Genomic DNA, 25,743 nt, shown 5'->3' on the forward strand with positions numbered 1-25,743 from the left:
GGGAGAGGTCTGACCTCACTGCGCCACATCTTAACAATCCAATCACAAGTTTCATACAGCTGATTGAAACTAAATTCAGCAAGGCTGGCGCCCTTCACTCGCCCTTGTGGCTCAAGTGGAGTATAAAAAGATCAACTTCCATAAAAACAACGGGTTTATCGCATGGCAGCGGCGGAGTTCAAACAACTGAGGGACTATCTTGCCAGTCAAATTCTGGGTCAGGATGAGCTCATCGAAGGGCTGTTGATCGCCCTGTTATGTGAAGGACATGTATTAATCGAAGGCGCTCCCGGCCTTGCCAAAACCCGTGCCGTCAAGGCGCTTGCTGGCGCTGTCGAGGGGCGTTTTGCTCGCATCCAGTTCACCCCTGACCTGCTCCCGGCAGATCTGACCGGCAGCGAGGTGTTTCACCCGCAGGATGCCAGTTTTGTATTCCAGCCCGGCCCCCTGTTCAATCATCTGATACTGGCGGACGAGATCAACCGGGCGCCGGCCAAGGTGCAATCTGCGCTGCTGGAGGCGATGGCAGAACACCAAATTACCGTGGGCAAAAAGAGTTGGCGCCTGCCGCCGCTCTTTATGGTGGCCGCCACCCAGAACCCCATCGAGCAGGAGGGAACCTATCCCCTGCCGGAAGCACAGCTCGACCGTTTTTTGCTCAAGCTGATAGTCGATTATCCGAGCCCGGCCATGGAGCTCGCCATCTTGCAGCTCAATGCCGGTGGCGAACAGCTTGGCGCAGCGCCAGTGACCCTGAGCCAGAGCGCCTTGCAAGGTGCTCGCAGCGAAGTGCTGGCGGTCAGCATGCAGAGCAGGCTTGAACACTATCTGGTAGAGCTGGTCTGCGCTACCCGCCCCGGTAGCGGCCTCTGCCCTGCCATTGAACCGCTGCTCGCGGTGGGGGCAAGCCCGAGAGCCACGCTTGCACTGGCCCGTACAGCCCGTGCCCGCGCCTGGCTGGCGGGACGGGATTTCGTGCTGCCGGAAGATATCCAGCTGCAAGCCTATCCGGTGCTCCGTCACCGCCTTATCCCAAGCTATCAGGCCCTAGCGGACAATCTGGATAACGACACCCTGATCGCCCAGCTGCTGGCTCAGGTGCCATGTCCCTAGCGCCGGACCTCCATCCCGATATCGCCCTGTCGCTGCCACAGCTGCTCAAGATCCGCTACTGGGCCAAGGCAAAGATGTCCCCCCGCGCGGGCAGAAGCAGCACCGAGCGTGGCAAACCGGGGCGCACTCCCGGGCTCACCTTTCGCGAGCTGCGCGCCTATCAGGCGGGTGATGAGGTTCGTCATATCGACTGGCGGGTGACGGCGCGCCTTGGGCGCCCTTACACCCGTCTATATCGTGAAGAGCAGGATCAGGCGCACTGGCTGCTGCTCGATCTCTCCCCCGCCATGTATTTCGGCTCCACCATGCAGCTCAAGGCTCGCCTTGGCTGCGAGCTGGCGGCCGCCCTTATCTGGCGACATGAGAAACAGCACAACACCCTGATTTGCCATGGGATTTTCCCCCATCGCCAGAGCCAGCGGGGCAACGTGCTGCCGCTGCTCGAATCCCTTTGCCATCACTACCGGCAGGGGCTGGCCCGCCAGCCACTTTCCCAGACACTGGCCGATACTCTCGGACAAACGGCACTCCCCCATGGCGCCAGATTGACCGTCATTACCGATCACCGCCCCTGTGAATCAGCGCTCTGCCAGCGGCTGCAGCAACTTTCGCGGCGTCACGATATTCACTACTGGCAGATCCGTGATCCGCTGGAAGCCGTGCTGCCACCAAGCGGTTTGCTGCCGGTAGCCATCAACCGGGCTTCAGCCCCCTATCAGGGTTGGCTCGATGGACAGCACAGCGGTTTTTCCCATCGCTACCAGCAGGCGGCCGAGCAGCAACTGCAACTGGGCAGGCAACAGCTGCTGCCGCTGGTACAGCGCCTCTACCTGCTCGATAACGGCCAGACGCTGCAACAACAGTGGCAGGAGGGGTTATGTCATCAGGGATAGCGCCACTCCTGACCAGCAGTCCGGCATCAGAGGCCATTACCGCGCCCCTGAACGCCCTGCTGAAGGACAGGATCCGGGACATTCATCCAGGCCCCGAGGTTGGCGAGCAACTCCTCGATCCCCGTTTACAAGCTCTGCTATGGCTCCTGATCCTCGTTTTGCTACTGGTGCTGATCATCAGATTGGCAATGCGAGTACGGCAATACAGGCGCTGGTGCAGGCAGCTGGAGGGCGATCCACAACTGCTGGTCAACCGCATCCAGGATCACCTGCGCCAGGAGGCGCTGCATCGCTGGCCCGAGTCTCGCCTGCTGCAGGGAGAGGAGTGGCTCGCGTTTCTGGATCGTCAGGGTAATACCCGCTTCAGCCAGTTTGCCCACCACTGGAGCAGCTGGCTTTATGGCAATCAGTCACCCGACCACGAACAGAGCGAGCAGCTTAAACAGAACTATTACCGCTGGGGACGTACCTATTTTCTGTACAAGCCACGACAGGCGAGCAAGAGCCGAACAAGGGGAAACCGATGACCCTTGCCTGGCCCTGGTTTGCGCTCGCGCTGGTACTACCATTGCTGGTGCGCTTCGGCCTGCCGCCCCTGCGCCACGGTTATCTTGCCCACCCCGGCTTTCCCCTGCTGCGCGCCCATGCAGGTATGTCTTTATGGCGAGCCGGGCTTATCTGGTGCGCCCTGATTGCGGCGCTCTGCCGTCCCCAGTGGTGGGAAGAGCCGGTGGTGCGCTATCAGGGGAGCCGTGATCTGCTGCTGGCGGTCGATCTCTCGGACAGCATGCGCACCCCGGATATGCTCGATAGCGGCGAGCAGCTGGCGCGCCTGACGGCGGTTCGCCAGCAAATCAAGAGATTGATCGCCCAGCGCGCCGGCGATCGGATCGCGCTGGTCGTCTTTGCCGATCACGCCTACCTGCTCTCTCCCCTGACTCAGGAGATCCCGGCACTGCTGACATTGAGCGACGAACTCGATTTTGATCTGGTTGGCCGTACCACCGCCCTCGGTGAAGCGCTCCTGCTGGCACGCCAGCATGCCGAGCGGGGTCGTCCGACGGCGCTGCTGCTGGTAACCGATGGGCGCAATACCGCAGGCAGTGCCGATCCGGAGCAAGAGGCCAAACTCGCTGCAGCGCAGGGGATACGTATCTACACCCTGGGGGTCGGAGCCGACCCCGATACCTTTGTGCAGCCTTTCAATGACGCTGGCGCAGATCAGAGCGATCCCAGCAGCGAGCTTGATGAGCCCCTGCTCAAGCAGCTGGCCCAAATTGGCAATGGGCGCTATTTTCGCGCCCGCAGCCAGAACGATCTGGAGGCGATCAACGAGGCCATCAACCAGCTGGAACCCATTGCCCATCCCGTCGCCCACTATCAACCGGTGACAGACCTTTATCCCTGGCCGCTGGCGCTGGCCTGTGCGTTGTTACTGCTGCCCGCAGGCCATGGTGGGGTAGATAACCGATTTACCCGTGCCCTGCTGCTGAGAGTGAGACGATGGATCTGATCCTGCTCAGGCCGCTATGGCTACTGATGCTTATCCCCTGGCTCTGGCAGGGATGGCGGCGTCGTCGCCAGCCCCCCATGCTGGCTCCGGCCATGCGCGCCTACCTGTTGGCAGAAGCTAAACCGGCTAGTCCTTGGCTCTGGCTGGCGACGCTGCCGGTCATTCTGGCACTCAGCGGCCCCGCCCTGCGCAGTGAGTGGCAAGCGCAACCGGCCGCGCCGCTCGATATCTGGATCCTGGATCTCTCCCGCTCAATGCAGGCCACCGACCTAAAACCCGATCGTGCTACTCGGGTCAGGCTGCAACTTCAGCAACTGCTTGGCACTGCCAACAACGTCCGGATTGCGCTCGTTCTCTACGCTGGCGACGCCTATCTCGCCATGCCCCCCACCCGGGATCATCAAGCCATCGCCCTGCTGCTGCCCGATCTGCGCCCCGACATCATGCCGTTGCAAGGCAGTAACCCCGCGCGGGCCATCGCCCTTGCCATGAAACAGATTGCCCCCGGTGAGCAGGCTCGTCTGCTGCTCATCACCGACGGCCTGAGTAACAAACAGATGGATGAGATTGCCGCGCAGTGGCCCTGTCAGGAGAGCCTTTTCTGTCACAACAGCAATAGCCCACGACTCGATATTCTCCTTGCCAGCAGTGCAGAACCAGCGGCCATGCCACCCATTCCGGCCAATGAACTGGGTTTTGCCACACGCACCCCAGCCCAGCTGGCCGCGCCACAGAGCGAAGCCATGGCAACCCTGGCGCGCAAGCTGGGTGGCGAACTGCAGTGGCTGGGTAGCGAGCCTCCCCGTTTTGCCCCGCTGCCGACCACTACGGTGGCGCTCGCCCCGGCGCCGCGCGATCTCGGCCCCTGGCTGCTGTTGCCGCTACTGCCCCTAGCGCTGCTTGCCCGGGTGGGAACCCAACTGCTCATTGCAATAACCATCGGCTGGTCACTGCTGGCGCCAGCCCCGACGCAAGCCTCCCCCCTCCCGCCATCACCAGACGAGCAGGCGATGCAAGCCTATCTGAGGGGAGAGTACCGGCTGGCAGCCAGCACATTCAGCAACCCGGTATGGCGCGGCAACGCCTGGTATCGGGCTGGCGATTATCGGCAAGCCGTCTCGGCCTACGAGCAGGAAACAAGCGCGACCGCCCACTACAACCTAGGCAATGCGCTGGTCCAATTGGGAGAACTGGCCGCAGCCAAAGAGGCCTATCTGGCCACACTGGCCCTTGAACCAAACCATGAGGATGCCCTCTACAACCTATCGCTACTGCAAGGTGGTGAGTCGACAGCCCATGCAGAGGCGACGCTCAGCAACGCATCCAGCAAGCCAGAACAGACACCGGTCGATGCGGTCCCCCTGCCCCCTGCGCCGCCAGTGCTTTTGCTGGAACAGCGGCTGCGCAAAGAGGCGCTGCGCCGTGAGCTCATAAAGGTAGAAGAGCCATGGTGAAGCATCACACGCTCTGCTGGCTACTGCTTGTGATGTTGAGTCTCCCAAGCTGGGCACAGCCACGGGCCGAATTGCTACCCGGTGCCACCCCGGCAGACTGGTTGCTGGTGATCGAGGCGGATGGCGTACGTCAGGGCAATGAGCTAGAGATCACGCCGCTGCTACGCCAGTTCGCCGTGGGCAGAGTCACCATGAGTCGGGTATCCACCCCGGTGCAGCAGTTGACCCGCTGGCAGATCCCGCTGCACCTGACCAGCCAGCCAGATGATCCTGCCGGCGTGGTGATAGTTCCGCTCAAGCTTGGCAACGAGTGGACACCCGAACTGACACTCAAAGCCCCAGCACCACAACCAACTCTGCCTGCCCCCCCCCCCCCTGCCGCACTGGAGATGGAGGCCCAGCTTGATCATCAGGGCCCCCTCTATCCCGGTCAGCCGGTGATCTATCGGCTCACGCTCTGGCTCCCCACCACCATGCAGCAGCCCGGGCTCAGTGAACTCAACTCGCCCCATTTCATCATTCGTCGCCTTGGCAGCGATGAGTGGCTTCCCCCAGTGCAGAGCGGGCTACCCGGCAGATTGACCCGCAGCTGGCTAATCCAGGCTAAGGCACCGGGCCTCTGGCTTATCGACTCCCCGCGGCTACAGGGACAATTGCCCCAAAACGGGGGCCAGCTGCAACGCCTTGCCGCCCGAGCAGCCCCACTTCAGGTACGTGTTGACCAAGCTCCCGCAACGCCGGTAGCCAGTCGCTTGCTGCTGACCCAGCGGATAGAGCCCTCGGCAGAGGGGCACGCGGGGGAGCCGTTGATCCGGGTCATTACCATCACGCTCGAAAATGGCGACAGCAGTCAGGTGCAGCTTGCCCCTCTTATGGCACAGCGGCTCCCCGCCGAGCTGCAAACGCACCCCGATGGCGAGCAGCAGCAGGAGCGTTATCGGGCGGGCAAACTGCTGTTTGAGCGGGAGTGGCGCCAAACCCTGCTGGCCCGCGAGGCAGGAGAGTATCAGCTACCGGCAATCACCCTGCCCTGGTTCAACACCGAGACCGGTCGTATAGAACAGGCGAAGCTGCCTGCCACTCGCCTCGTTTTCCAACCGGCCAGCCGGCAAGGTGCGGGCGAGTCACTGCCACTGGCCAACGAGAGCCTCTGGTGGGTATTGCTGGCGCTGCTGCTGCGAGGCATAAGGCGCAACACTCCGCGCTGGCTCGCCTTTTATCGGCTGCAACGGGCCCTTGCCAACCATCAAAGCGAGCAAAGCCGCCTGGCCCTGCGCCATTGGATCTCGCTTTCCGCCCCATCCGTTTGGGCCAAACCGGCCAATACAAAGCAGTTGCAAAGATGGCAAACCGAGCTGGATCGCGCCTGCTTTGCCCCCCTGGCGCCGATTGTGCCATGGCGCACAATCTCCCGTGAGCTCTGTCATGTTGAAACAGCGGGCATTGCTCAGCTCCTTGCCCTGATTGCTCACCGGTTCCCCTTGCGGGGTTAACCCAGCCTCCACAACAGGAGACACTCCCATTGCTCTTTTTTAGAAAAAAGCGGGGTCAGCCTCATAAAAGTGGAAATGATCCGGCCACTTTGCCGGTCTATGACCCTATGGCTGACAAACAAACCAAATTCGAAGCGCTGGTTCATGCGCTGCACAAGGATATCTATCGCTACGCCTACTGGCTGGTGAGGGATCCCCACGTCGCGGAAGATCTGGTGCAGGAGACCTTCCTGCGAGCCTGGAAGGGTATCGACGCCCTGCAGGACGATCAGGCAGCCAAAGGTTGGTTGATCACTATCTTGCGCCGGGAGAATGCCCGCCGTTTCGAGCGCAAACAGTTTGATCTGGTGGATCTGGACGACCATCCCCAACCCCAGCCCGATGCGCTACACAGCGAAGAGGAGATGGAGAACGAGTGGTTGCATCGTCACATTGCCCGCCTGCCCGAAGAGTATCGGGAGCCCCTGATGCTGCAGGTGCTGGGCGGATTTAGCGGTGAGGACATTGCCGAACTGCTCGGGCTCAACAAAAACACTGTGATGACAAGACTGTTTCGCGCCCGCAACCAGCTAAAAGAGGCGATGGCGCAGAAGAAATTATCAAGAGGAGATGGACATGGATGAACTGGAGTTTCGCCGTCGCGCCATGATCCAGCCCGGCGATCAGCAACCCGACTTCCTCGAGGCTGCCCGTGCCAATCCTGCCAACCTGCGCTATCTCGACGAGATGAAAACTCTCGAGCAACAGATTGCGCGCACCATGAGTATCGAGCCGCCGTCAGGGCTGGCAGAGCGGATCCTGCTCAAACAAGCTCTGCAACAGAGTGAAGAGAAACAGGAGAAAATACGGCATGTTGCCAGCAGCACTGCGCCGAAATCCCATTGGCGAGCCGTGGCTATGGCTGCATCCGTCGCTTTTCTACTTGGAGTGAGTACCCGATGGATAAGTTGGCCTGCCAGCTCTGATCAAACACTCTCCCTCGCTCAGGTGGCGATGGCCCATGTCTATGGTGAGGAGCCGTTTATCGAAGGTATCGATGAGCGGGTCAATTTGCAGAGCATCAACGCCAAGATGGAGAAATATGGCGCAACCCTGAGTGGTATGGATGGTCTCAGGGTGACTTATGTCAACCACTGCGCCTTCTATCAGGGGCCGGCATTGCATATGGTGATCCAGGGCAAGATGGGGCCCGTTACCCTCTTTCTGGTTCCCAAGCATGTTCCTCTCTCTCTGCAGCCCAGTTTTGCAGATGGCACCCTCAAAGGAGAGATCGTCCAGTTTAAAGGAGGAAATATGGTACTGATTGGCCAGATGAAGGAGCCGCTTGCCCCCGTCGCTACGGCCCTGCAATCACGACTTCACTGGAACATTTAACGAGCCGATTCCATCGGTAAAAACAGGCAGCGACACCAGCCAGCTGCCTGTTTCCCCTCTCTTTCCCGACCCATTACCTGCTTTTTGTCGCAAAATTGCGAAAAACAGGAAAATTATTTTTGTGAGCAGGATCAACCGTTTCGCCTAAAAAACACCCTGCCTTACCCCGTAAATGATGAATTAAACATCAGGTTAAAACAAATGATTAACAGAACGATCACTTTTATGTATTCTGCTGTCACTGGTCTGATTTCTTACCTCCTACCAGATACATAGAATCACGCCAGAATTGATTCGGAAGAAGCTGAAATAAAAACGGATTTTGTCGAGGTTTGCATTGAACATGCAGCCAATATCGACAAAAAAATCTGCCTACAAGAGAGACCACCATGACGACAACTATGTTTAAGAAGAGCCTGATTGCCGCCACCATTGCGCTGGCCACCGGTCAAGTCCATGCAGCGGCATTCCAGTTGAACGAGCACTCCGCCTCCGGTCTGGGTCGTGCCTATGCTGGTGAAGCAGCCATTGCCGACAACGCCTCCGTTCTGGCCCGCAACCCGGCAGCCATGACGACCTTCGACAAAATGACCTTCTCCGTCTCCGGTACCTATATCCAACCTGACGTGGATGTAAATGGTGCTGTCAACATGACCGATGGTAAGGGTAATAAACTCGCGAAGATGTCTGACTCCAGCGAATCAGGTATTGCACCTTCAGCATTTGTGCCAGCCACCTACTTTATCCAGCCGATAAACGACAAGCTGGCTTGGGGTATCGGTCTCTTCTCCAACTACGGTCTCTCCACCGAATATCCAAAGAACTTCCCGGCTGGTGCCGCTGCCGGTGACACCGAGTTGGTAACCTTCAATATCAACCCGAACATTGCCTATCGCATCAACGAGCACTTCAGCGTTGGCGCCGGTATCAATGCTGTATATGGTGAAGCTGAGCTGAACCGTTATGCAGGTCTACTTGGGCCTCTCGGTGCATTGGGTCAAAAAGTACCTTCTGATTACCGCATTGCCCACATGAAGGGCGACACCTGGGGCTTTGGCTGGAACGTCGGTACCCTGTACGAAGTGAACGAAAACAACCGTTTTGCTCTGACCTATCGCTCAAAAGTGGATATGAGCTTTGATGGTGATTTCCAGGGAGCAACCTCCGCAAACCGCACTGTTGACGGTAATCTGGAGCTGCCGCTGCCTGCACAAGCAGAGTTCGCCGGTTACCACCGCCTGAACCAGCAGTTTGCCGTTCACTACTCAGTCAACTGGACTGACTGGAGTGCCTTCGAGGAGCTAAAAGCTACCAGCAGCCAGTGCAAAGGTGGTGTTTGCCTGCAAAAAGATGAAAAGTTCAAAGATTCTGTTCGTTACTCTATCGGCGGTACCTGGTACATCAACCCGTCTTGGGAAGCTCGCATGGGCTTTGCCTACGACAACACCCCGATCGAAGCGGAATATCGCAGCCTGAGTATTCCTGACTCTGACCGTATCTGGTATAGCGCTGGTGCAACCTACCATATCAACACCGATATGAGCGTTGACTTCGGTATGGCTTACCTCGACGGTAAGGAAGTTGATGTCAACGAAGGTCTGACTAGCCATTCCGATAAGCTTCGCTGGCAGGGCACTTCCCACGGCAACGCCTTCCTGGCATCTGCCCAGTTCAACATGAAGTTCTGATTGTTGAGCAATTTAAAAGAGCGCCGCAAGGCGCTCTTTTTTTATGCAAGATCCCGTTTTCAGCGCACACATGTAGCACACACATGTTCATTTTTCTTTTTTAATCAATCCATTAGAGCTAGTTTCATCAGCATTTAATCCCGTTTTTCCCTGATTTACTCCATCACCGTTGCCTTGCTGGTCGTACCATATAAAATCCCGCCTTCAATGATATGGCCGACTGAACATTCGGTATTCACGCAAGGATAATTCATGCATTCCACTCTCAAACTATCCGCCCTTTCCCTGCTGGTGATTGCAAGTCATGCCCATGCAGCCGGTTTCCAGCTTGCTGAACAATCAGCAACCGGGCTTGGCAGAGCCTTTGCCGGAGAAGCAGCTATCGCGGACAATGCCAGCGTTCTATCTCGCAACGTGGCAGCCATGACTCGCTTCGACAAGATGGCATTTTCGGGCGGTGCAATTTACGTCAGCCCTGATGTCAATATAGAAGGCAAAACGACGGGGTTGCTGACCCATGCCGATGCGACTGCACGAGATATCGCGGCCGATGCTTGGGTTCCCAACATCAATCTCATCATTCCACTCAATGAGCAGTGGCGTCTTGGATTCTCGGCCACTTCTTATTACGGTCTCGGCGTCAAGATGCCGGATAACTACAGCGCCGGTCACTTTGGCAATGTCTCCGATATCAAGACCATGGATCTGGGTACATCCCTTGCCTATCGCATCAATGAGATGTGGTCAATTGGTGCCGGGATCTCTGCTATTCAGGGCGAGGGCGAAGTCGGTGGCACCTTCCCTTCTCGCAACCTGATAGCAAAACATCTGCAAGGGGATGGCTGGGCATGGGGCTGGAATGTAGGCACTTTACTGGAGTTGTCGGAGCAAACCCGGATTGGCCTATCCTACCGTCATGATGTCACTTTGACCCTCTCGGGTGATGCTATCGTGGGCCGACCCAATGCAGATGGCTCCGTTACCGAGATCAGAGATACCGGCAGTCTGGATCTGCCGTTGCCCGCAACGGCTGAATTGGCGGCATTTCATCAGCTGACAGACAAGCTGGCTCTTCATGGCAGCCTGAACTGGACCAACTGGAGCAAATTCGTTCAGTTGGAAGCTGATCTCAACCATTTGCAGAGCATGCACATTAAGGATGAGCACTGGGAAGATAGCTGGCGCTATGCCATTGGCATGACCTATCAGCTGACCCCCCAATGGCAACTGCGCTCCGGGGTTGCCTATGACGCAAGCCCGGTACCTGCAGATCGCCGTACCATCTCGATACCGGATGCCGATCGTCTCTGGTACAGCCTTGGCATGGGTTATCAGTTCACCCCCAACCTGACTGTGGATCTGGGGCTGACCCTGATCGACGGTAAAAAGGTCGATGTCACCGAGAAGATGGAACTGCAACCGGGTAACCCGCTAACGACGTCAACCTTCCAGGGCACTTCTGAAGGGGATGCCTGGCTGGCTGGCTTACAAATGAGCTATCTCTTCTAAATTCGGCTCTGACAGAAAAACACTATGCCAATTATTGCCTTACTCAATAGGGTCAGGACTGGCATAGTGTTCTGCAACACCATAAAATCAAGCCAGTACCCATATCGGAGCCAGGCATGTATTCCTACGTTGCAAGACAGCCCATTCTCGACAGAGACCTTAATACCTACGCCTATGAGCTGCTCTTTCGCGATAGCCTGAATAATGTCTTCCCGAGCATCTCCTCACGGCAAGCAACGTCGAGTCTTGTCGTGGAACAGTTCCTGCAACAAAACATCGATCAGCTACTTGGCGGCCGCCCCTGCTTCATCAATTTCCCTCACTCCCTGTTGCTGGATGGCTTGGCAGAGTGCCTCCCCCCCGAGAAGGTGGTGATTGAAATTCTGGAGGACGCAGCACCGGACGATGCCCTGCTGGAGAAGGTCAAACAACTCCATAAACTGGGCTATACGCTGGCGCTCGATGACTTCACCATGTCGCCAGACTGGGAGCGTTTCCTCCCCTTTATCAAGATCATCAAGTTCGATCTGCGGGCAACACCGCTATTGCAGATCAAGGTGTTCATCCAGCGCCACCAAAGCATGAATCTCACCTATCTGGCCGAGAAGGTAGAGGACAAGGCGGAATTCGAACGGGTCAAGCAGCTGGGGATCCAGCTCTTTCAGGGCTTTTTCTTCAGTCGCCCCGAAATGGTCAAGCAGGCGACCATGGAGCCAGCCCAGGTCGTCGTGATGCAGCTGCTCAACGTAGTCAATCAGTCCGAACCTGACATCAACCGGATCGAGCAGTTGCTAAGCCAGGATATATCTCTCTCCCTGAAGCTGCTGCGCTACGTCAACCATCTCAAGGGGCACACCAATCCCATCTCCTCGTTTCGCCAGGCAGCCATCTACCTTGGCAACACCCAGCTAAAGCGTTTTGTCTCGCTGGTGGCTGCCACCAGTGCAGGCAAGGGCAAGAGTGCAGAGCTCTATCAGATGTCGCTAATAAGAGCCCGCTTCTGTGAGCTGCTGGCCCATGCTCATGCCCCGACCCAGCAGGCGCCACAGGCTTTTATCACCGGCCTATTTTCCCTGCTGGATGTGTTGATGGAGCAGCCGATGGACAAGCTGCTCGGCACCATTCCGTTGATCGATGCCATCCGGCTGGCACTGCTTGAGCGCAAGGGCAATCTCGGCTTCTATCTCGCATTTTGCGAAGACTACGAAAATGCCAACTGGTCACGGGTCACAGCCAGAACGGCCAAGCTTGGCTTGAGCGAGGAGAAGGTCAGCCACCTCTATCTGGCTGCGACCACCTGGGTCAACGAACAGCTGCAGGCGATGGAAGCAACCGATTAATCGATCTCCACCGCAATCGCTGTCGCCTCTCCCCCTCCGATACACAGAGAGGCAATCCCTCTTTTTCCTCCCCGCTGACGCAGGGCCGAGATCAGGGTGACCAGAATACGGGCTCCACTCGCTCCGAGTGGATGCCCCAGCGCACAGGCCCCACCGTATACATTGACCTTGTCATGGGGAATACCACATCCTGCCATGGCCAACATGGTCACCATGGCAAATGCCTCGTTGATCTCGAAGAGATCCACCTCCTTCACTGACCAGTCAAGCCGCACCAGCAATTTGGATATTGCGCCAATGGGTGCCGAGGTAAACTCGGCTGGCAAGGCTGCATGGCTCTGATAACCGACGATCCTTGCCAATACCGGCACCTGCAGGGCAACTGCCGTAGCGCTATCCATCAATATCAGCGCCGCCGCACCATCAGAGATGGAGCTAGCATTGGCTGCAGTAATGGTTCCCTCTTTACCAAACGCAGGTTTTAGCGTTGGTATCTTTTCCGGCCGTCCTCGGCCAGGTTGCTCATCCTCTGCCAGCAGCAAGCGCCCCTCATGATGGCAAGGCGTCAGCTCCGAAATAAACGAGCCAGCCTGCTGGGCATCAAGGGCTCGCTGGAGCGATGCCAAGGCAAATTCATCCATGGCTCTGCGGGTCAAACCGGCCAGATCAGCGCTGCGCTGGGCATGGATTCCCATCAGCTGGCCATCATAGGCATCCTGCAATCCGTCGAGAAAGAGGTGATCCAGCGCCCGCTGATGCCCCATCCGAAAACCGCTACGGGCGTTATCCAGCAGATAGGGGGCACGGCTCATGCTCTCCATGCCACCAGCAACCACAACCCGGTTGTCGCCAACCCGGATAGAATCTGCTGCCAACATCACCGCCTTCATACCGGAACCACACACCTTGTTGACTGTGGTTGCGGGTATCGATGGCGGCAATCCCGCTTTCAACATCGCCTGCCTGGCGGGAGCCTGCCCCACCCCGGCCGACAGCACGTTGCCCATAAAGACTTCGTCGACCTGCTCCGGATGCAGGCCGCTTTGCTGCAACGCAGCCTCAATGGCACACGCCCCCAACTCAGGTGCCGTTACCTCTGCCAATGCACCCTGAAATGCGCCCATCGGGGTCCGCTTTGCCGCCACAATCGCAATATCCATTTGCCAGCCTCTTTTTGTTACATGGCCATAACATAGGTTTTCTGCGCCACGGGAACAAGAGTTGCAGTGCAGTTTACGTTTAGGTAAGGTGCCAGCAGGATTTAGTTCGCCAAGAAGTCTGTATGAACAAAAACAGGGATGAAGCCCGGCGCTACAGCATCAGTGAGCTGGCTCGGGAATTTGATATTACGACGCGCAGTATCCGCTTTTATGAGGATCAGGGATTACTCAATCCCGCACGAGAGGGCCAGACCCGCATCTACAGCAAGCAGGATCGGGTTCGCCTCAAGTTGACCCTGCGTGGCAAACGTCTTGGTTTCAGCCTCGCCGAGATCCGCGAATTGTTTGATCTCTATGATGCCGACAAGAGCAGCCGTACCCAGCTGCAAACCATGCTGGGACTGGTAACGGATAAACGTGAAACACTGCAGCAACAGATGGAAGATATCAGGATGGTGCTGCTGGAGCTGGATGCCGCCGAACAGCGTTGTCAGCAGGCGCTGAACCAGCTGGGGTAATGAGGCCTGAGGGCAAACATGCCCTCTTTTCACACAGTGAAAACAACCAAACGCCAGATAGCAAAAAGCCACTCCTGAGAGTGGCTTTTCTTCAACCTGACGACTCGCGATTAGACGCGAACGAAGTCCAGGTGAACCAGCTTGTAACGTACCGGGTGACGCTGGATAGCTTTCACTTTTACGTTAACTTCTTCGCCGTTGATGACCAGAGTCAGTACGGACTCATAGAATTCCGGCTTCTCTTGAGCCAGGATCATTTTCTTGTGGTCAACAGCTACGGACAGAGCTTCTTTGCCTGCACCGTAAACGATGGCAGGAACTTGGTCAGCTTGACGCAGGCGGCGGCTCGCACCTTTCCCCAGGTCAGAACGGACTTCAGCTTGGAATACGAAAGACATAGTATGTATCTCTTTTGGATGAATTTATGGTGCTAACTGCGACCGGTCAGCACCTCGCAAAACGAGCGCGAATACTACCATGGGCCAATAGCGGATACAAGGCTAATCCCGTGCCTTAACGCCCCTGCTCAAGGCGAGCAAATTGCTGTTGCCGCTGGGCCGGGCTCAGCGCATCAAACTGCGCCAGCGTCTCGGCGCGGGGACAGTAGAGACCATCCCCGGTTTTGACCCGGATGCTATGGCCAAGTCGCGCCTGATTTTCAGCCACTAACGCCAGCAAATAGCTGTACGTATCGGCCCCCATGGCACTGGAGAGCTGGTTCGCTATGCGCCACAGCGTCTCACCAGCCACCACCTGATGGCACACAGCACGCTCACCTCCTGCCGCTGGGGCCGATAGCGTAAGGGTGACGCTATCGGTGGTGGTGGCAGCAGCCAGCTGGATATCAGCATTGTTTACCGATTCACGCGCAACGCTCCCCAACATCGCCAGCAACGGCTCCGCCTCGTAGCGAGGCCTTACCGCCAGCTGAACCGGCATGGTATGCGCGGCACTGAACTCGGTAATAAAGGGGGCAAGCGGCCCATTTTCATCCAACGGAGAGAGACCCTGCTGCTGCACTGCAGCAACAGCCTGAACGGATGCGACGCCATAAGCCATCTCGTCGATGCGCCGCAACCTTGCCAGATAAGCTTTGGAGAGCTCGGCCTCCCCCTCGAACAGATCAAAAGGAGGTACCAGACGGGCAGGAAAGAGGATCTGCCAGCGACCATTTTTTTGTTTCTGGGCCAGCGGCGGAAACTGGTTGCCGTGCCATGCCACAAACATGGCGGGCGGCGTGCGTGCCAAGGGGTAATACTCCGGGTTCAACTGCACCCAGGTTTGCTCTGCAATAGGCTGGTAACCGCTGATCACCACCTGCGCCACACTCAACCAGATCCCCAGCATCCTTGCCTCCCTGACTTCCGTTTAAAAGAGCCCGCCACCTTGGCAGCCCCTTCCCACACTCTATATCACGCAGTTAAAACAGACAGATAGCAGCTTAGCACTGGGCGATAGCATTCAGCACCCGTTTATCGGAGACCGGATAGGGGGTTCCCAGATTCTGGGCAAAAAACGACACCCGCAGCTCCTCGATCATCCAGCGGATATTGGCCACCTCGGTGGGAATAAGCTGGGATTTGGGGATCTTGGCGAGCAACGCCTTGTACTCCAACTCCACGCTGTGCACCTTGAGCATGTAGACCCGATCCCGGTTGGGATCGATGGCGAGCTTCTCTAGCCGCCGCTCGATGGCCCGCAGGTAGCGCAGCAAGTCAGGCAGCCGCTGCCAGCCGGTCTCGGTGACAAAGCCCTTGTGAATGAGGTTACCCAACTGCTGCTGGATGTCCGACATGGCAAAAGCGGTGTCGAGCTGCATCTTGCCCTTGAGCCGTTTCTTGATCTCATGGGACAGCGTCAGCACGGCTTCGACCTGCTTGGCCACCTCCACCACCGCATCGTTGAGCTCGGCGCGGACATACTCCTTGAGCGCCTCGAAACCGGCCTCGTCCCAGGCCATGCCGCCGTGCTGCTCGATGAGCTTGTCACAGCCGCAGGCAATGCAGTCATCGATAACCTCGGCCACCTTGCCAAACGGGTTGAAATAGAGCCCGAGCTTGGCCTTGTTGGGCAGCTTCTCCTGCAGATACTTGATGGGGGATGGTACGTTGAGCAGCACCAACCGGCGCTGACCGGCCCACATCAGCTGCTGCTGTACCACCGGGCTCTCCACCAGCTGGATGGCGACCGAATCCTTCTGATCCACCAGGGCTGGATAGGCCTTCACCTCGAACCCGCCCCGCTTCTGACTGTACTCTTGCGGCAGCTCGCCAAAGCTCCACAAAGTGAGACCGGACTGCTCGATATCATCGTCCGCCACTTGTGACAGGGTCTCCTGCACCTTGCCGCGCAGCGACTCTTTCAAGGCCTCCAGATCTTTGCCTTCCGCCACCTTCTTGTGTTTGTCGTCCACCACCCGGAAGGTGAGTTTGAGGTGATCGGGCACCGCAGACCAGTCCCAGGATTCACGGGGCACGGTCACGCCAGTCATACGGCGCAGCTGACGCTCCATTTCGTCCAGCAGCGGCCCCTGTTCGGGGTTGATGCTGGCGAGCAGTGCATCGGCATAGTTGGGCGCTGGGACGAAGTTCTTGCGCATCGGCTTTGGCATCGACTTGATGAGGGCCACCAACAGCTCATGACGCAGCCCCGGGATCAACCACTCGAACCCCTTCACCTCTACCTGATTCAGGAGCGGCAGCGGAATATGCAGGGTCACGCCATCGGCGGCCTCCCCCGGCTCGAACTGATAGGTCAGCTTGAGCTTGAGGCGCCCCTGCTGCCAGAAGTTGGGGTAGTCGAGATCGCTGATGTGGGCGGCATCCCCCTTCATCAACATCTCTTTTTCGAAGTTGAGCAGCTCAGGATCCCGCTTTTGCGCCTCTTTCCACCACTTGTCGAAATGGCGAGCGGAGATCACCTCCTCCGGCAAGCGGGCATCGTAGAAGCGGAACAGATCCTCGTCATCCACCAGAATGTCGCGACGACGGGATTTGTGCTCCAGCGCCTCTACCTCGGCCAGGAGCTTGCGATTGTCGCTGAAGAAACGGTGACGGGTCTCGAAATCCCCTTCCACCAAGGCGCGGCGGATAAACAGCTCGCGGCACAACGCCGGATCGATACGGCTGAAGTTGATGGTGCGCTCATTGACCAGAGTCAGGCCATAGAGGGTCGCCTTCTCCTTGGCCATCACGGCGCCGTTTTTCTTCGACCAGTGGGGGTCGCTGTGGTGCAGCTTGATGAGGTGGCCTGCCAACGGTTCCACCCACTCCGGTTCAATCTTGGCGTTGATACGAGCGTAGAGGCGCGAGGTCTCCACCAGCTCGGCGGCCATCACCCACTTGGGTGGTTTTTTAAACAAGCCCGAAGCCGGGAAGAGGTGGAAACGGCCATTGCGAGCACCGAGGAACTCGGGCTTTTCCAAATCCTTGTTGCCGATATGGCTCAAGAGGCCGGTCAGCAGCGCGCAGTGCACCGTCTTGAAATCCGCCGGTTCATGGTTGGCTTTAAAACCAAGCTCCTTCACCGTCTGGCGCAGCTGGAAATGGATGTCCTGCCACTCGCGCACCCGCAGGTAGGAGAGAAACTCCTTCTGGCACATGCGGCGGAACGGGTTGCTGCCAAGGAGATCCTGCTGCTCTTTCAGGTAGTTCCACAGATTGACGAAGGCGAGGAAGTCGGAATCCTTGTCTTCAAAGCGTCTGTGCTGCTCGTCGGCGGCCTGCTTCTTCTCCATGGGCCGTTCGCGGGGATCCTGAATACTGAGGGCCGCGGTGATCACCATCACCTCGCTCAGGCAGCCAGTCTGCGCCGCGCTGATCACCATCTTCGCCAAACGCGGATCAAGGGGGATGCGCGAGAGCTGGCGACCGGCCTCTGTCAGCTGCAGCTTGGCTTCGCGATCGCCGGTGGCGGGCAGCTCGCGCACCGCCTCCAGCTCTTTCAAGAGAGTCAGACCGTCCTTGATATGGCGCGACTCAGGCGGCTCGACGAACGGGAAGGCCTCCATGTTGCCAAGGCCTAGCGCCAGCATCTGCAGGATGACGGAGGCCAGATTGGTGCGCAGGATCTCGGGGTCGGTAAAGGCGGGACGGCTATTGAAATCCTCCTCCGAGTAGAGGCGGATACAGATACCGTCTGCCACCCGGCCGCAACGCCCTTTACGCTGGTTGGCGCTGGCCTGGGAGATCGGCTCGATGGGCAGGCGCTGCACCTTGGTACGCCAGGAATAGCGGCTGATGCGGGCTGTACCCGGATCGATCACGTAGCGAATGCCCGGCACCGTCAGCGAGGTCTCCGCCACGTTGGTGGCGAGCACGATGCGCCGTCCGGCATGTTGCTGGAACACCTTGTTCTGCTCGGCGTTGGAGAGGCGGGCGTAGAGCGGCAGCACCTCGGTATCGCGCAGGTTGAGTTTGCGCAGGGCATCGGCGGTATCGCGGATCTCCCGCTCGCCGTTCATGAAAATGAGGATGTCCCCCAGCCCTTCGCGAGCCAGCTCTTCCACCGCATCGAAAATCCCCTGCAGTTCATCGCGCTCTTCAAGCCCTTCGCTCTTGTCACTGGTGAGTGGACGGTAGCGCACCTCCACTGGGTAGGTGCGACCGGAGACCTCGATCACCGGCGCCTTGTTGAAATGGCGGGAGAAGCGCTGGGGGTCGATGGTGGCCGAGGTGATGATCACCTTGAGGTCGGGGCGCTTGGGCAACAGCTGCTTGAGATAACCCAGAATGAAGTCGATATTGAGGCTGCGCTCGTGGGCCTCATCGATGATGATGGTGTCGTACTGGGTGAGCATCCGGTCGTTCTGGATCTCGGCTAGCAGGATACCGTCGGTCATCAGCTTGATGTGGGTCTGCTCACTCACCTGATCGGTAAAGCGCACCTTGTAACCCACGTAGTGGCCGAGTTCGGACTCCATCTCCTCGGCAATACGGGCCGCCACGGTACGGGCCGCCAGACGGCGTGGCTGGGTGTGGCCGATAAAGCCCTTCACCCCGCGCCCGAGCGCCAGACAGACCTTGGGGATCTGGGTGGTTTTGCCCGAACCGGTTTCCCCGGCGATGATCACCACTTGGTGCTCTTCAATGGCCTTGGCGATCTCCGCCTGCTTCTGGCTGACCGGCAGGTTATCTGGATAGGTGACCTTGGGTACGCCCGCCAGACGGGACTGGTAACGCGCCTGTGCCGCATCCAGATCGGCGGCGATGGTCTCGAGCACGGCAGCCTGTTTGCCTTCAGGCAACTTTTTGACCCCGTGCAGACGGCTGGAGAGACGGCGGGCGTCAAGGTTCATGCAGGCAGGGAGACGGCGGCGCAGCGCCTCGATAGAGAGAGACAAGGTACGAATTCCTTAAAAGAGTGCCCGACAAGGGGCCATATCGATAGCTGGGGCTGATCCTAAAGAGCGAGAAGGAGAGGTGCAAGCCTTAACATGACGCTCGGGGCATACGAGTAGATCCCTTTACTTCATTGAAAACATCAGGTCGGCGAACTTTCTGTCTCCCAAAATAACGAAGCAGGCCATTGGCCTGCTCCAACATAGAGACGCAACACTCAACCGTGGCTATGGACAAAACAGGTAGTGAGCTGAGTGTGGATCGCCTGCATCACATTGTGGCGATTGATCACCCCGAGCAGCCTGCCCTCTTCCACCACCGGATAGATCTTGGGCTTCTGTCCCATCATCATCTCAGCCAGAGTCAGGATGCTGGTATCTGGCCCTACGGTCAGCACTTCTTTGCGCATCACATCCCGCACCTGTGCCACCTGTTCACAGTGATACGCCTCCTTGAGCATGACCGCGATGCAATCCTGCTCGGAGATCCAGCCGATCAGATGTCCTTTTTCATCGGTCACCGGGCCCCCCAGTTGGTGGCTATTCAAAAATTTCTCGACTGCCGCTTGTACCATCATGTCCGCTTTAAAGGTGATGGGTCTGCTCTGCATATAATCCCTGGCTTTTAGCGATTCCATATCTGTTCCCCCATGGTGGTCAGTCAAGCCTGCTTATTGCACGTGGATATCGGCACCATGCACGGCTTATTCCAAGCATAGCTGGAAGCCGGAGCAGGTCAGCAGTACGCATGTACCTCCTCTACCGTTGGAATGGCGGCCTGTACCATCTGTGGCAAATTCTCAGCCAGCACGGCAACAACGTCGCCATCCACCCGCCCCTCTCGTACCAACTGCTTCATAAAGGAAAGCGCCTCGCCAGCAGAGAGCCCCTGCCGATAAGGCCTGTCCTGCACCATGGCCTGAAAAATATCGGCCACCCGCAAAATCCTCGCCTCCAATGCCATCGCCGAAGCCGGCAGATGAAACGGATATCCCTCGCCATCCGGTTCTTCATGGTGATAGGAGGCCCAGCACGCAATCTCTTCGAATCCCTCGATGTGGCGCAAAATCTGATAGGTCTCGAAACTGTGGGTATTGATGATGGCCCGCTCCTCGGAGGTTAATCGCCCCGGTTTATCCAGAATTTCATCCGGCACTCGCAGCTTGCCAAGATCGTGCAGCAATCCGGCAATTTCCAGCATGTCACAATGGATGGCACTGACACCCATACGCTCGGCCAGCAGACGCGAGAGACGGGCGACACCGAAGGAGTGAGCCATGGTAAACGCACTTTTGGCATCGACAATACCCGAAAAAATCAGCGCCAATGCTTTCAACTCGCCATTGGTCGTCGTGCAAGGCTCGCGCTCTTGCAGCATTTCAAGCATGTAGTCATTGATGGAACGAGCTTCCAGCTGCAGCCAGAAAGCCTCCGAGCGAGAAGCTTGCAGGAATGCCGCCACCAGCTCGGGGTCAAAAAACTCACCGCTATAACCCTGCAGCCGTTCGCGGATCTCGTTGGTATGCATCAAGAGCGACCCGTCGCTATAGTGAGGGGCCGCCAGCGCGTCACAACGGTCTACCAGAAAGATGAGATTGGCCTGACGGGCAACTTTCTTGTCCACGTCGGGTAAATTGCGCAGCAACTTCCAGTGGGTGTGGTGATAACGGATGGGAAGTGCCAGAGGAGCGAGCAGCCGGAAATCCTTTAATAGCTGATACCCCACTTCACAGTGAAGCTGTGACGACTCCCAGTCAAACTCGCTGACCAGGTGGTGATGGATGACTGTCGAGGAGACGCCGATATCATGCAGGACGCCCAACTCGAAGAGCAGTCGGCGCTCCACATCGTCCATCCCCAGTACCCGACTGCACTCGGCTGCCATGATCCCGACTCGTTTACCATGGGCAACATCGCCAATACCCACCAGATCCAGCGACGCAGACAAGGCATATACCACCTGTCTGATGTCGACCTGCAATGAGAACGAGTTCTTCCCTGTCAGCGTTCTGTCCATGATCACTATCCCATGCCGCCATGTTGTTATCAGAGGAGCCGTTTTACTCTGCCCATATAAATAATTTAGTCAACAGCCCTCCTCTTGGCCTTGGTGGACAGACAAAAAGTGTGATTTGGCAGAGGATTACCGTGAAAAGTACCTATGCGGCCTCCTACCTGCCGGAACATTTGCAAATCAGCGCTTTGTTACTGGTACACAAAGGGTCCCCTTGTCTAATAAAGCGACGAATGAGGGTCCAACCCTTCGTTCTACCTGCGCTATGGTTTACCATGCTGGCCATTGTGGTGCATGGCACCATCCACCCAGGCGCTAGCCGCCGTCATCGGATACCTCATCTCGAGCAACATGAGCAAAACAGCACACGCGGGCAACGAGCCGACCTTCTATTTCCACGACTACGAGACATTCGGCATCAGCCCCGCCAAGGACAGGCCGTCGCAGTTTGCCGGTATTCGTACCGATGCGGATTTCAACATCATTGGCGAGCCGCTAGTCATCTATTGCAAACCGCCAGCGGACTACCTGCCGGATCCGGAGGCGTGCCTTATCACCGGTATCACGCCACAAAAGGCGATGAAGGACGGGCTGTGCGAGGCGGATTTCATTCGCCAGATCCACGAGCAGTTCGCCACTCCGAATACCTGTGTGCTGGGCTACAACAGCATCCGCTTCGATGATGAAGTGACCCGCTACACCCTCTATCGCAACTTCTATGACCCCTATGCCTACAGCTGGCAGAATGGCAACTCCCGCTGGGACATTCTCGACATGCTGCGGGCCTGCTACGCCCTGCGCCCGGAGGGGATCGAGTGGGCCTTTGATGATGAGGGCAAGCCGAGCTTCCGGCTGGAGAAGCTGACTATCGCCAACGGCGTCGCCCATGCCAATGCCCACGATGCACTCTCCGACGTGCTGGCCACCATCGAGATGGCCAAGCTGGTGAAAAAGGCCCAACCCAAGCTGTTCGGGTACCTGTTTGACCTTCGCAACAAGAACAAGGTGAAGGCACTGATCGACGTGGTGACCATGAAGCCACTGGTACACGTCTCCGGCATGTTCTCCCCGTGGCAGGGATGCGCAAGTTGGGTCTCGCCGCTCGCCTGGCACCCCACCAACCAGAACGCGGTGATCATGGTAGATCTGACCCGCGACCCCACCCCGCTTATCGAGCTCACCAGCGACGAGATCCGCGAGCGCCTCTACACCAAGAAAGAGGAGCTGGGGGATCTGGCGGGCATTCCGGTCAAACTGGTGCACATCAACAAGTGTCCGGCACTTGCACCGGCCGCCACCCTGAAGGTAGAGCGCGCCGACCAGCTTGGCATCGACCGGGAGCAGTGCCGCAAGAGCCTGGATCTGCTGCGCGCCCACCCCGAAGTGCGGGAAAAACTGGTGGAAGTGTTCAATCAGGAGTTTGCGGGCAGCAGTGACGGCGATCCTGATACCCAGCTCTACGCCGGCTTCTTCGGTCACGGCGACAAGTCCACCATGGATCTGGTGCGCGCCACCCCGGCAGATCTGCTGGGCGAGCGGGAGTTCGCCTTTACCGATTCACGGCTGCCGGAGATGCTGTTTCGCTATCGCGCCCGCAACTGGCCGCACACTCTGAGCGAAGCGGAGCAGAAACGTTGGCGCCTGCACTGCAGCGACTACTTCAGCAACCGCCTGCCTGACTATGTACCGCGCCTCGAAGCGCTGGCAGAGCAGAATCAGGGTAACGAACGAAACTTTGCGATTCTTAAGAGTCTCTACCACTATCTGGAAGATTTATGAGTTGTGAGTGATTTCACACTAAATCCTCCTCGCCAATCCCCTTCTTCAGGTCATAATGACGAAGGGGATCTTCTCAAAAACCAATGTGTTGCATCCCTCTGTCTTGCCTCTATCGAACGGAAGCCATTTGCTGATGCCTCGTCACCACGCTCTGCTGGGATTACTGGCCCTGCTGCCGCTGGCAGCCAACGCCGCATACCGGTTCGATATGCCGGACTACCTTGCGCTGTTGCCAGAGCAAACCTATCACATCGTTGAGCACAGCTTCAGCACCCTGTACCAGCAGACCGACTTTACGCCTCAGGTCACCAACAGCTACTTCAACAACTCCAACCTCTACAAGTTTGTCGGGGTGCCGCTGGTCATCTCCGCCCAGTCCGGCTTTCAGCTGGAGGTGTTTGGTCAGGCCTATAACCGCGCGTCTCAGGCCTATATGCACCTGAGCGAAGATATGTCGCTTTACCGGGTGATGCGGGTCGATGTGATGGGTAACCCCAACGATCGGCTGGCTATCGGTTTTGGCTTTGGTATGCCAATCACCCCTAATCTCACCCTCAAGGCCATCACCTCGGGCAGCGATATCCCGGGTTATGGTTCAGCCAAATACGCGGCTGGCGTCGAGTGGCGTTACTGACACAGCCCCCTAAATAGCAAACAATTCAGGCTCCCGAAGGAGCCTGAATTGTTTGAGAGACGAGCCTTATCAGACGTAACGGATCACCCGCCCTTCGCCCCCTTGCAGGGTCACTGCCGTACCGACTGCCTGCCCATCCCAAAAATCGGTTCCCCCTTCCGGCAGCAGAAACTCCTGTGGTTGCCCCTCCCAGTTGAAGAGGCAGAGCAGAGTGCCGCCCTCGGGCAGGCTTACTTCGCCGCAGGCAAAGTCCATCGATTCGAAACGGGCAGAGGGTGCCCGGGCGGCGCAGAGCGCCAGCAACTTGCGCAGTTGCGCCGCCTGCTCCTCATCGAAATCTTGCAGCCGATCACCGGCCAACATCATGCCGCCGCTTGCCACCAGCGCTGCCAGATGGAAACTGTATTCCGCCTTGTTTGCCTGCTGGCTTGGCAGATCCCTCAGACAGATGCAGTCAGGATCGAGGGCCCAGAGCTTGTCATTTTGCCAGGCGCGGCAGAAGGCCTCGTGAGCGATCTGGCGATAGCGGTGGCCATTGCGCTCCACGTCATCGCTCACCCGCATGCCGTGCACCAGCCCAAGACTTGGCCAGATGGGCGCGTTGCAACCGAGCAGGAAAGCGCCTTCACCTGCACCACGCAGGATGGCCGCCATACCGCGCCGATAGGCTTCAACCCGGGTGGCTGCCGGATCGTGGAAACGGCCACCGTGGATGGCGCCCCAGAAGTTGGCATCGAGCTTGAAATAGTGGATGCCCCACTGCTCGCGCAGGGTGCGGAACACCTGCTCAAGGTGCGCCTGCACCTCGGGGTGGGTACCATCCAGCACATACCAAGGGGTACAACGCCAACCACCATAGGTGACCCGCTCGGAGGGCAACGGCAGACCGTCATCCCCCTTCACAAACCAGTCGGGATGATCCTGAAACACCTGTGAACCGGGCTCTGCAATAAAGGGTGCGACCCAGAGGGCAGGCTCGCAGCCAGCCTGTTTGATCTCGGCAGCCAGTGAGGCTACACCTTGCTCGAACTTGGCCGATGGAGTGAGCCAGTCGCCCATTTTGGCCTGATAGCCGTCGTCGATCTGCACATAGCGCAGGGCCGGGAAGCGCTCGGCACGCACCTGCAGGTTCTCGCGAATATCGGCAGCGCTCACCTCGGCGTAGTAGTGATACCAGGAGCACCAGCCGCTCGGGCGCTCACTCACCTTGCCGATCAGCGAGCCATGTTCGACCTCGATCAGCTGTGCCAGCTCAGCCAGCAGATCCTCGCGCTCCCCCCCTTCGAGGCAGATCAGCGCCTCGCTCTGCCAGTGCTCACCGACCGCAAGTTTTCGCCCTTCGCAGTTCATCAGGATCTGCAAGCGACCATCAGGGTAGAGACGAAACTCCCCGCCAAAACGATGACAGCTGGCAAAGGCGAGCAGCAGCCACCCCTTGTTATGCTCCACCAGCAGCAGGTTGTGAATGGTGTGATAGCCGTTGTCATCGGTAATGCGATAGACGCTGGCATCGGGGCAACGGCCGACATGTTGCGGTGACAGCCAGCTACCCATGGTCTGGGCCAGCATCTGGAATCCTTCGCCATAGATGGCGCTCTCCACCGGCAGGCCAAGCTTGCCGTCAAACAGCACCCAGCGGTCAACTGATGTGGCATCAGAACCGGTGTTGTCGAGTCGCACCCGGCACAGGGGCCCTTCCCACTGACGGGTTTGCAGCAGATGGGGTGGCAACGCAGTATCGTTCGCCAGCTGGCGAACTCGGGACAAGAGGGATGTCATCACAACTCCTTGTAGTTCGAAAAGGGTTCTATCGGGCACTTTTCAAAAAATGCCAATCAAATCAGCTTCAAATGAACTGATTTCAGTTGTTATTGTTTTAATGCCGCGACCCGGCCTCTCTGGTAAACTGCGATTTTTCATCCC

The 25,743-nt window shown here is 57.9% G+C and carries 21 protein-coding genes; 14 read left to right on the forward strand and 7 right to left on the reverse strand.

Translation table 11 applies throughout. From position 1 onward, the window contains the following. Positions 1–162: 162 nt before the first annotated feature. The 11 genes from I6L40_RS13370 (at position 163) to I6L40_RS13420 (ending at position 12,377) form a co-directional block, all read left to right on the forward strand. The gene (locus tag I6L40_RS13370) at positions 163–1,113 is read left to right on the forward strand and encodes a MoxR family ATPase (RefSeq protein WP_216994394.1); all 951 of its coding nucleotides are present in this window, start codon (positions 163–165) and stop codon (positions 1,111–1,113) included. After that, positions 1,104–2,006, forward strand: coding sequence for a DUF58 domain-containing protein (locus I6L40_RS13375; protein WP_071910309.1), 903 nt, complete (start codon positions 1,104–1,106; stop codon positions 2,004–2,006). Before I6L40_RS13370 ends, I6L40_RS13375 begins: the two co-directional genes overlap by 10 nt. After that, a complete protein-coding gene (locus tag I6L40_RS13380; protein WP_071910311.1) occupies positions 1,991–2,533 on the forward strand; it encodes a DUF4381 domain-containing protein in 543 nt (180 codons plus the stop codon). The genes I6L40_RS13375 and I6L40_RS13380 overlap by 16 nt, the downstream gene beginning before the upstream one ends. Further along, positions 2,530–3,519 (forward strand): VWA domain-containing protein, encoded by a 990-nt coding sequence (locus tag I6L40_RS13385; protein ID WP_071910313.1) that lies wholly within the window; start codon positions 2,530–2,532, stop codon positions 3,517–3,519. Before I6L40_RS13380 ends, I6L40_RS13385 begins: the two co-directional genes overlap by 4 nt. Next, the gene (locus I6L40_RS13390; RefSeq protein WP_071910315.1) at positions 3,510–4,973 is read left to right on the forward strand and encodes a VWA domain-containing protein; all 1,464 of its coding nucleotides are present in this window, start codon (positions 3,510–3,512) and stop codon (positions 4,971–4,973) included. Before I6L40_RS13385 ends, I6L40_RS13390 begins: the two co-directional genes overlap by 10 nt. Then, positions 4,967–6,466, forward strand: coding sequence for a hypothetical protein (locus I6L40_RS13395; RefSeq protein ID WP_254204029.1), 1,500 nt, complete (start codon positions 4,967–4,969; stop codon positions 6,464–6,466). The genes I6L40_RS13390 and I6L40_RS13395 overlap by 7 nt, the downstream gene beginning before the upstream one ends. A gap of 107 nt (positions 6,467–6,573) precedes the next feature. Next, positions 6,574–7,089: a sigma-70 family RNA polymerase sigma factor gene (locus I6L40_RS13400; protein ID WP_231499717.1), complete on the forward strand. Its 516-nt coding sequence runs from the start codon at positions 6,574–6,576 to the stop codon at positions 7,087–7,089. Beyond that, on the forward strand, positions 7,082–7,840 hold the full coding sequence (locus tag I6L40_RS13405) for a DUF3379 domain-containing protein (RefSeq protein WP_071910353.1): 759 nt from the start codon (positions 7,082–7,084) through the stop codon (positions 7,838–7,840). Before I6L40_RS13400 ends, I6L40_RS13405 begins: the two co-directional genes overlap by 8 nt. Before the next feature lie 389 nt (positions 7,841–8,229). Continuing rightward, positions 8,230–9,528 (forward strand): outer membrane protein transport protein, encoded by a 1,299-nt coding sequence (locus I6L40_RS13410; protein WP_071910355.1) that lies wholly within the window; start codon positions 8,230–8,232, stop codon positions 9,526–9,528. Between the two features lie 252 nt (positions 9,529–9,780). Continuing rightward, positions 9,781–11,037: an OmpP1/FadL family transporter gene (locus I6L40_RS13415; protein WP_071910357.1), complete on the forward strand. Its 1,257-nt coding sequence runs from the start codon at positions 9,781–9,783 to the stop codon at positions 11,035–11,037. Between the two features lie 116 nt (positions 11,038–11,153). Further along, entirely contained in the window at positions 11,154–12,377 is a 1,224-nt protein-coding gene (locus tag I6L40_RS13420; protein WP_033112632.1) for an EAL and HDOD domain-containing protein, read from the forward strand. Here I6L40_RS13420 and I6L40_RS13425 read toward each other — a convergent pair. Next, entirely contained in the window at positions 12,374–13,537 is a 1,164-nt protein-coding gene (locus I6L40_RS13425) for a thiolase family protein (RefSeq protein ID WP_071910359.1), read from the reverse strand. The genes I6L40_RS13420 and I6L40_RS13425 overlap by 4 nt on opposite strands. A gap of 122 nt (positions 13,538–13,659) precedes the next feature. Here I6L40_RS13425 and I6L40_RS13430 point away from each other — a divergent pair, with 122 nt between their 5' ends. Further along, the gene (locus I6L40_RS13430; RefSeq protein ID WP_033112630.1) at positions 13,660–14,055 is read left to right on the forward strand and encodes a MerR family DNA-binding transcriptional regulator; all 396 of its coding nucleotides are present in this window, start codon (positions 13,660–13,662) and stop codon (positions 14,053–14,055) included. A 110-nt stretch (positions 14,056–14,165) separates the two neighbouring features. Here the strand turns inward: I6L40_RS13430 and rplY are convergent, their stop codons facing one another. From rplY to I6L40_RS13455, 5 genes are all read right to left on the reverse strand, one after another. After that, complete coding sequence (gene rplY / locus I6L40_RS13435) at positions 14,166–14,453, reverse strand: 50S ribosomal protein L25 (RefSeq protein WP_042030867.1); 288 nt, start codon at positions 14,451–14,453, stop codon at positions 14,166–14,168. A 115-nt stretch (positions 14,454–14,568) separates the two neighbouring features. After that, complete coding sequence (locus I6L40_RS13440) at positions 14,569–15,402, reverse strand: hypothetical protein (protein ID WP_216994395.1); 834 nt, start codon at positions 15,400–15,402, stop codon at positions 14,569–14,571. Between the two features lie 94 nt (positions 15,403–15,496). Further along, the gene (hrpA, locus tag I6L40_RS13445; RefSeq protein ID WP_216994396.1) at positions 15,497–19,396 is read right to left on the reverse strand and encodes an ATP-dependent RNA helicase HrpA; all 3,900 of its coding nucleotides are present in this window, start codon (positions 19,394–19,396) and stop codon (positions 15,497–15,499) included. Between the two features lie 215 nt (positions 19,397–19,611). Next, a complete protein-coding gene (locus I6L40_RS13450) occupies positions 19,612–20,031 on the reverse strand; it encodes a CBS domain-containing protein (RefSeq protein ID WP_216994397.1) in 420 nt (139 codons plus the stop codon). A 98-nt stretch (positions 20,032–20,129) separates the two neighbouring features. Beyond that, positions 20,130–21,410 carry an HD domain-containing phosphohydrolase gene (locus I6L40_RS13455; protein ID WP_071910365.1) on the reverse strand — a complete coding sequence of 427 codons (1,281 nt, stop codon included), beginning with the start codon at positions 21,408–21,410 and terminating at the stop codon, positions 20,130–20,132. A 348-nt stretch (positions 21,411–21,758) separates the two neighbouring features. On the opposite strand from I6L40_RS13455, the gene sbcB reads away from it, so the two are divergent. Together sbcB and I6L40_RS13465 are read left to right on the forward strand one after the other, a co-directional pair. After that, entirely contained in the window at positions 21,759–23,186 is a 1,428-nt protein-coding gene (gene sbcB, locus I6L40_RS13460; RefSeq protein ID WP_071910673.1) for an exodeoxyribonuclease I, read from the forward strand. 133 nt (positions 23,187–23,319) lie between these two features. Then, positions 23,320–23,820, forward strand: a complete 501-nt coding sequence (locus I6L40_RS13465; protein WP_043850942.1) for a hypothetical protein — start codon at positions 23,320–23,322, stop codon at positions 23,818–23,820. 69 nt (positions 23,821–23,889) lie between these two features. Here the strand turns inward: I6L40_RS13465 and I6L40_RS13470 are convergent, their stop codons facing one another. Then, on the reverse strand, positions 23,890–25,599 hold the full coding sequence (locus tag I6L40_RS13470) for an alpha-galactosidase (protein WP_216994398.1): 1,710 nt from the start codon (positions 25,597–25,599) through the stop codon (positions 23,890–23,892). Positions 25,600–25,743: the final 144 nt, after the last annotated feature.

It is taken from the genome of Aeromonas sp. FDAARGOS 1410, from assembly GCF_019048745.1.
In the GTDB taxonomy this organism is placed as follows: domain Bacteria; phylum Pseudomonadota; class Gammaproteobacteria; order Enterobacterales; family Aeromonadaceae; genus Aeromonas; species Aeromonas jandaei.

Excerpts from the sequence above, each read along its gene's own strand:
- I6L40_RS13370 (WP_216994394.1), top strand. The coding sequence starts at position 163 with ATGGCAGCGGCGGAGTTCAAACAACTGAGGGACTATCTTGCCAGTCAA.
- I6L40_RS13375 (WP_071910309.1), top strand. The coding sequence starts at position 1,104 with ATGTCCCTAGCGCCGGACCTCCATCCCGATATCGCCCTGTCGCTGCCA.
- I6L40_RS13380 (WP_071910311.1), top strand. The coding sequence starts at position 1,991 with ATGTCATCAGGGATAGCGCCACTCCTGACCAGCAGTCCGGCATCAGAG.
- I6L40_RS13385 (WP_071910313.1), top strand. The coding sequence starts at position 2,530 with ATGACCCTTGCCTGGCCCTGGTTTGCGCTCGCGCTGGTACTACCATTG.
- I6L40_RS13390 (WP_071910315.1), top strand. The coding sequence starts at position 3,510 with ATGGATCTGATCCTGCTCAGGCCGCTATGGCTACTGATGCTTATCCCC.
- I6L40_RS13395 (WP_254204029.1), top strand. The coding sequence starts at position 4,967 with ATGGTGAAGCATCACACGCTCTGCTGGCTACTGCTTGTGATGTTGAGT.
- I6L40_RS13400 (WP_231499717.1), top strand. The coding sequence starts at position 6,574 with ATGGCTGACAAACAAACCAAATTCGAAGCGCTGGTTCATGCGCTGCAC.
- I6L40_RS13405 (WP_071910353.1), top strand. The coding sequence starts at position 7,082 with ATGGATGAACTGGAGTTTCGCCGTCGCGCCATGATCCAGCCCGGCGAT.
- I6L40_RS13410 (WP_071910355.1), top strand. The coding sequence starts at position 8,230 with ATGACGACAACTATGTTTAAGAAGAGCCTGATTGCCGCCACCATTGCG.
- I6L40_RS13415 (WP_071910357.1), top strand. The coding sequence starts at position 9,781 with ATGCATTCCACTCTCAAACTATCCGCCCTTTCCCTGCTGGTGATTGCA.
- I6L40_RS13420 (WP_033112632.1), top strand. The coding sequence starts at position 11,154 with ATGTATTCCTACGTTGCAAGACAGCCCATTCTCGACAGAGACCTTAAT.
- I6L40_RS13425 (WP_071910359.1), bottom strand. The coding sequence starts at position 13,537 with ATGGATATTGCGATTGTGGCGGCAAAGCGGACCCCGATGGGCGCATTT.
- I6L40_RS13430 (WP_033112630.1), top strand. The coding sequence starts at position 13,660 with ATGAACAAAAACAGGGATGAAGCCCGGCGCTACAGCATCAGTGAGCTG.
- rplY (WP_042030867.1), bottom strand. The coding sequence starts at position 14,453 with ATGTCTTTCGTATTCCAAGCTGAAGTCCGTTCTGACCTGGGGAAAGGT.
- I6L40_RS13440 (WP_216994395.1), bottom strand. The coding sequence starts at position 15,402 with ATGCTGGGGATCTGGTTGAGTGTGGCGCAGGTGGTGATCAGCGGTTAC.
- I6L40_RS13450 (WP_216994397.1), bottom strand. The coding sequence starts at position 20,031 with ATGGAATCGCTAAAAGCCAGGGATTATATGCAGAGCAGACCCATCACC.
- I6L40_RS13455 (WP_071910365.1), bottom strand. The coding sequence starts at position 21,410 with ATGGACAGAACGCTGACAGGGAAGAACTCGTTCTCATTGCAGGTCGAC.
- sbcB (WP_071910673.1), top strand. The coding sequence starts at position 21,759 with ATGAGCAAAACAGCACACGCGGGCAACGAGCCGACCTTCTATTTCCAC.
- I6L40_RS13465 (WP_043850942.1), top strand. The coding sequence starts at position 23,320 with ATGCCTCGTCACCACGCTCTGCTGGGATTACTGGCCCTGCTGCCGCTG.
- I6L40_RS13470 (WP_216994398.1), bottom strand. The coding sequence starts at position 25,599 with ATGACATCCCTCTTGTCCCGAGTTCGCCAGCTGGCGAACGATACTGCG.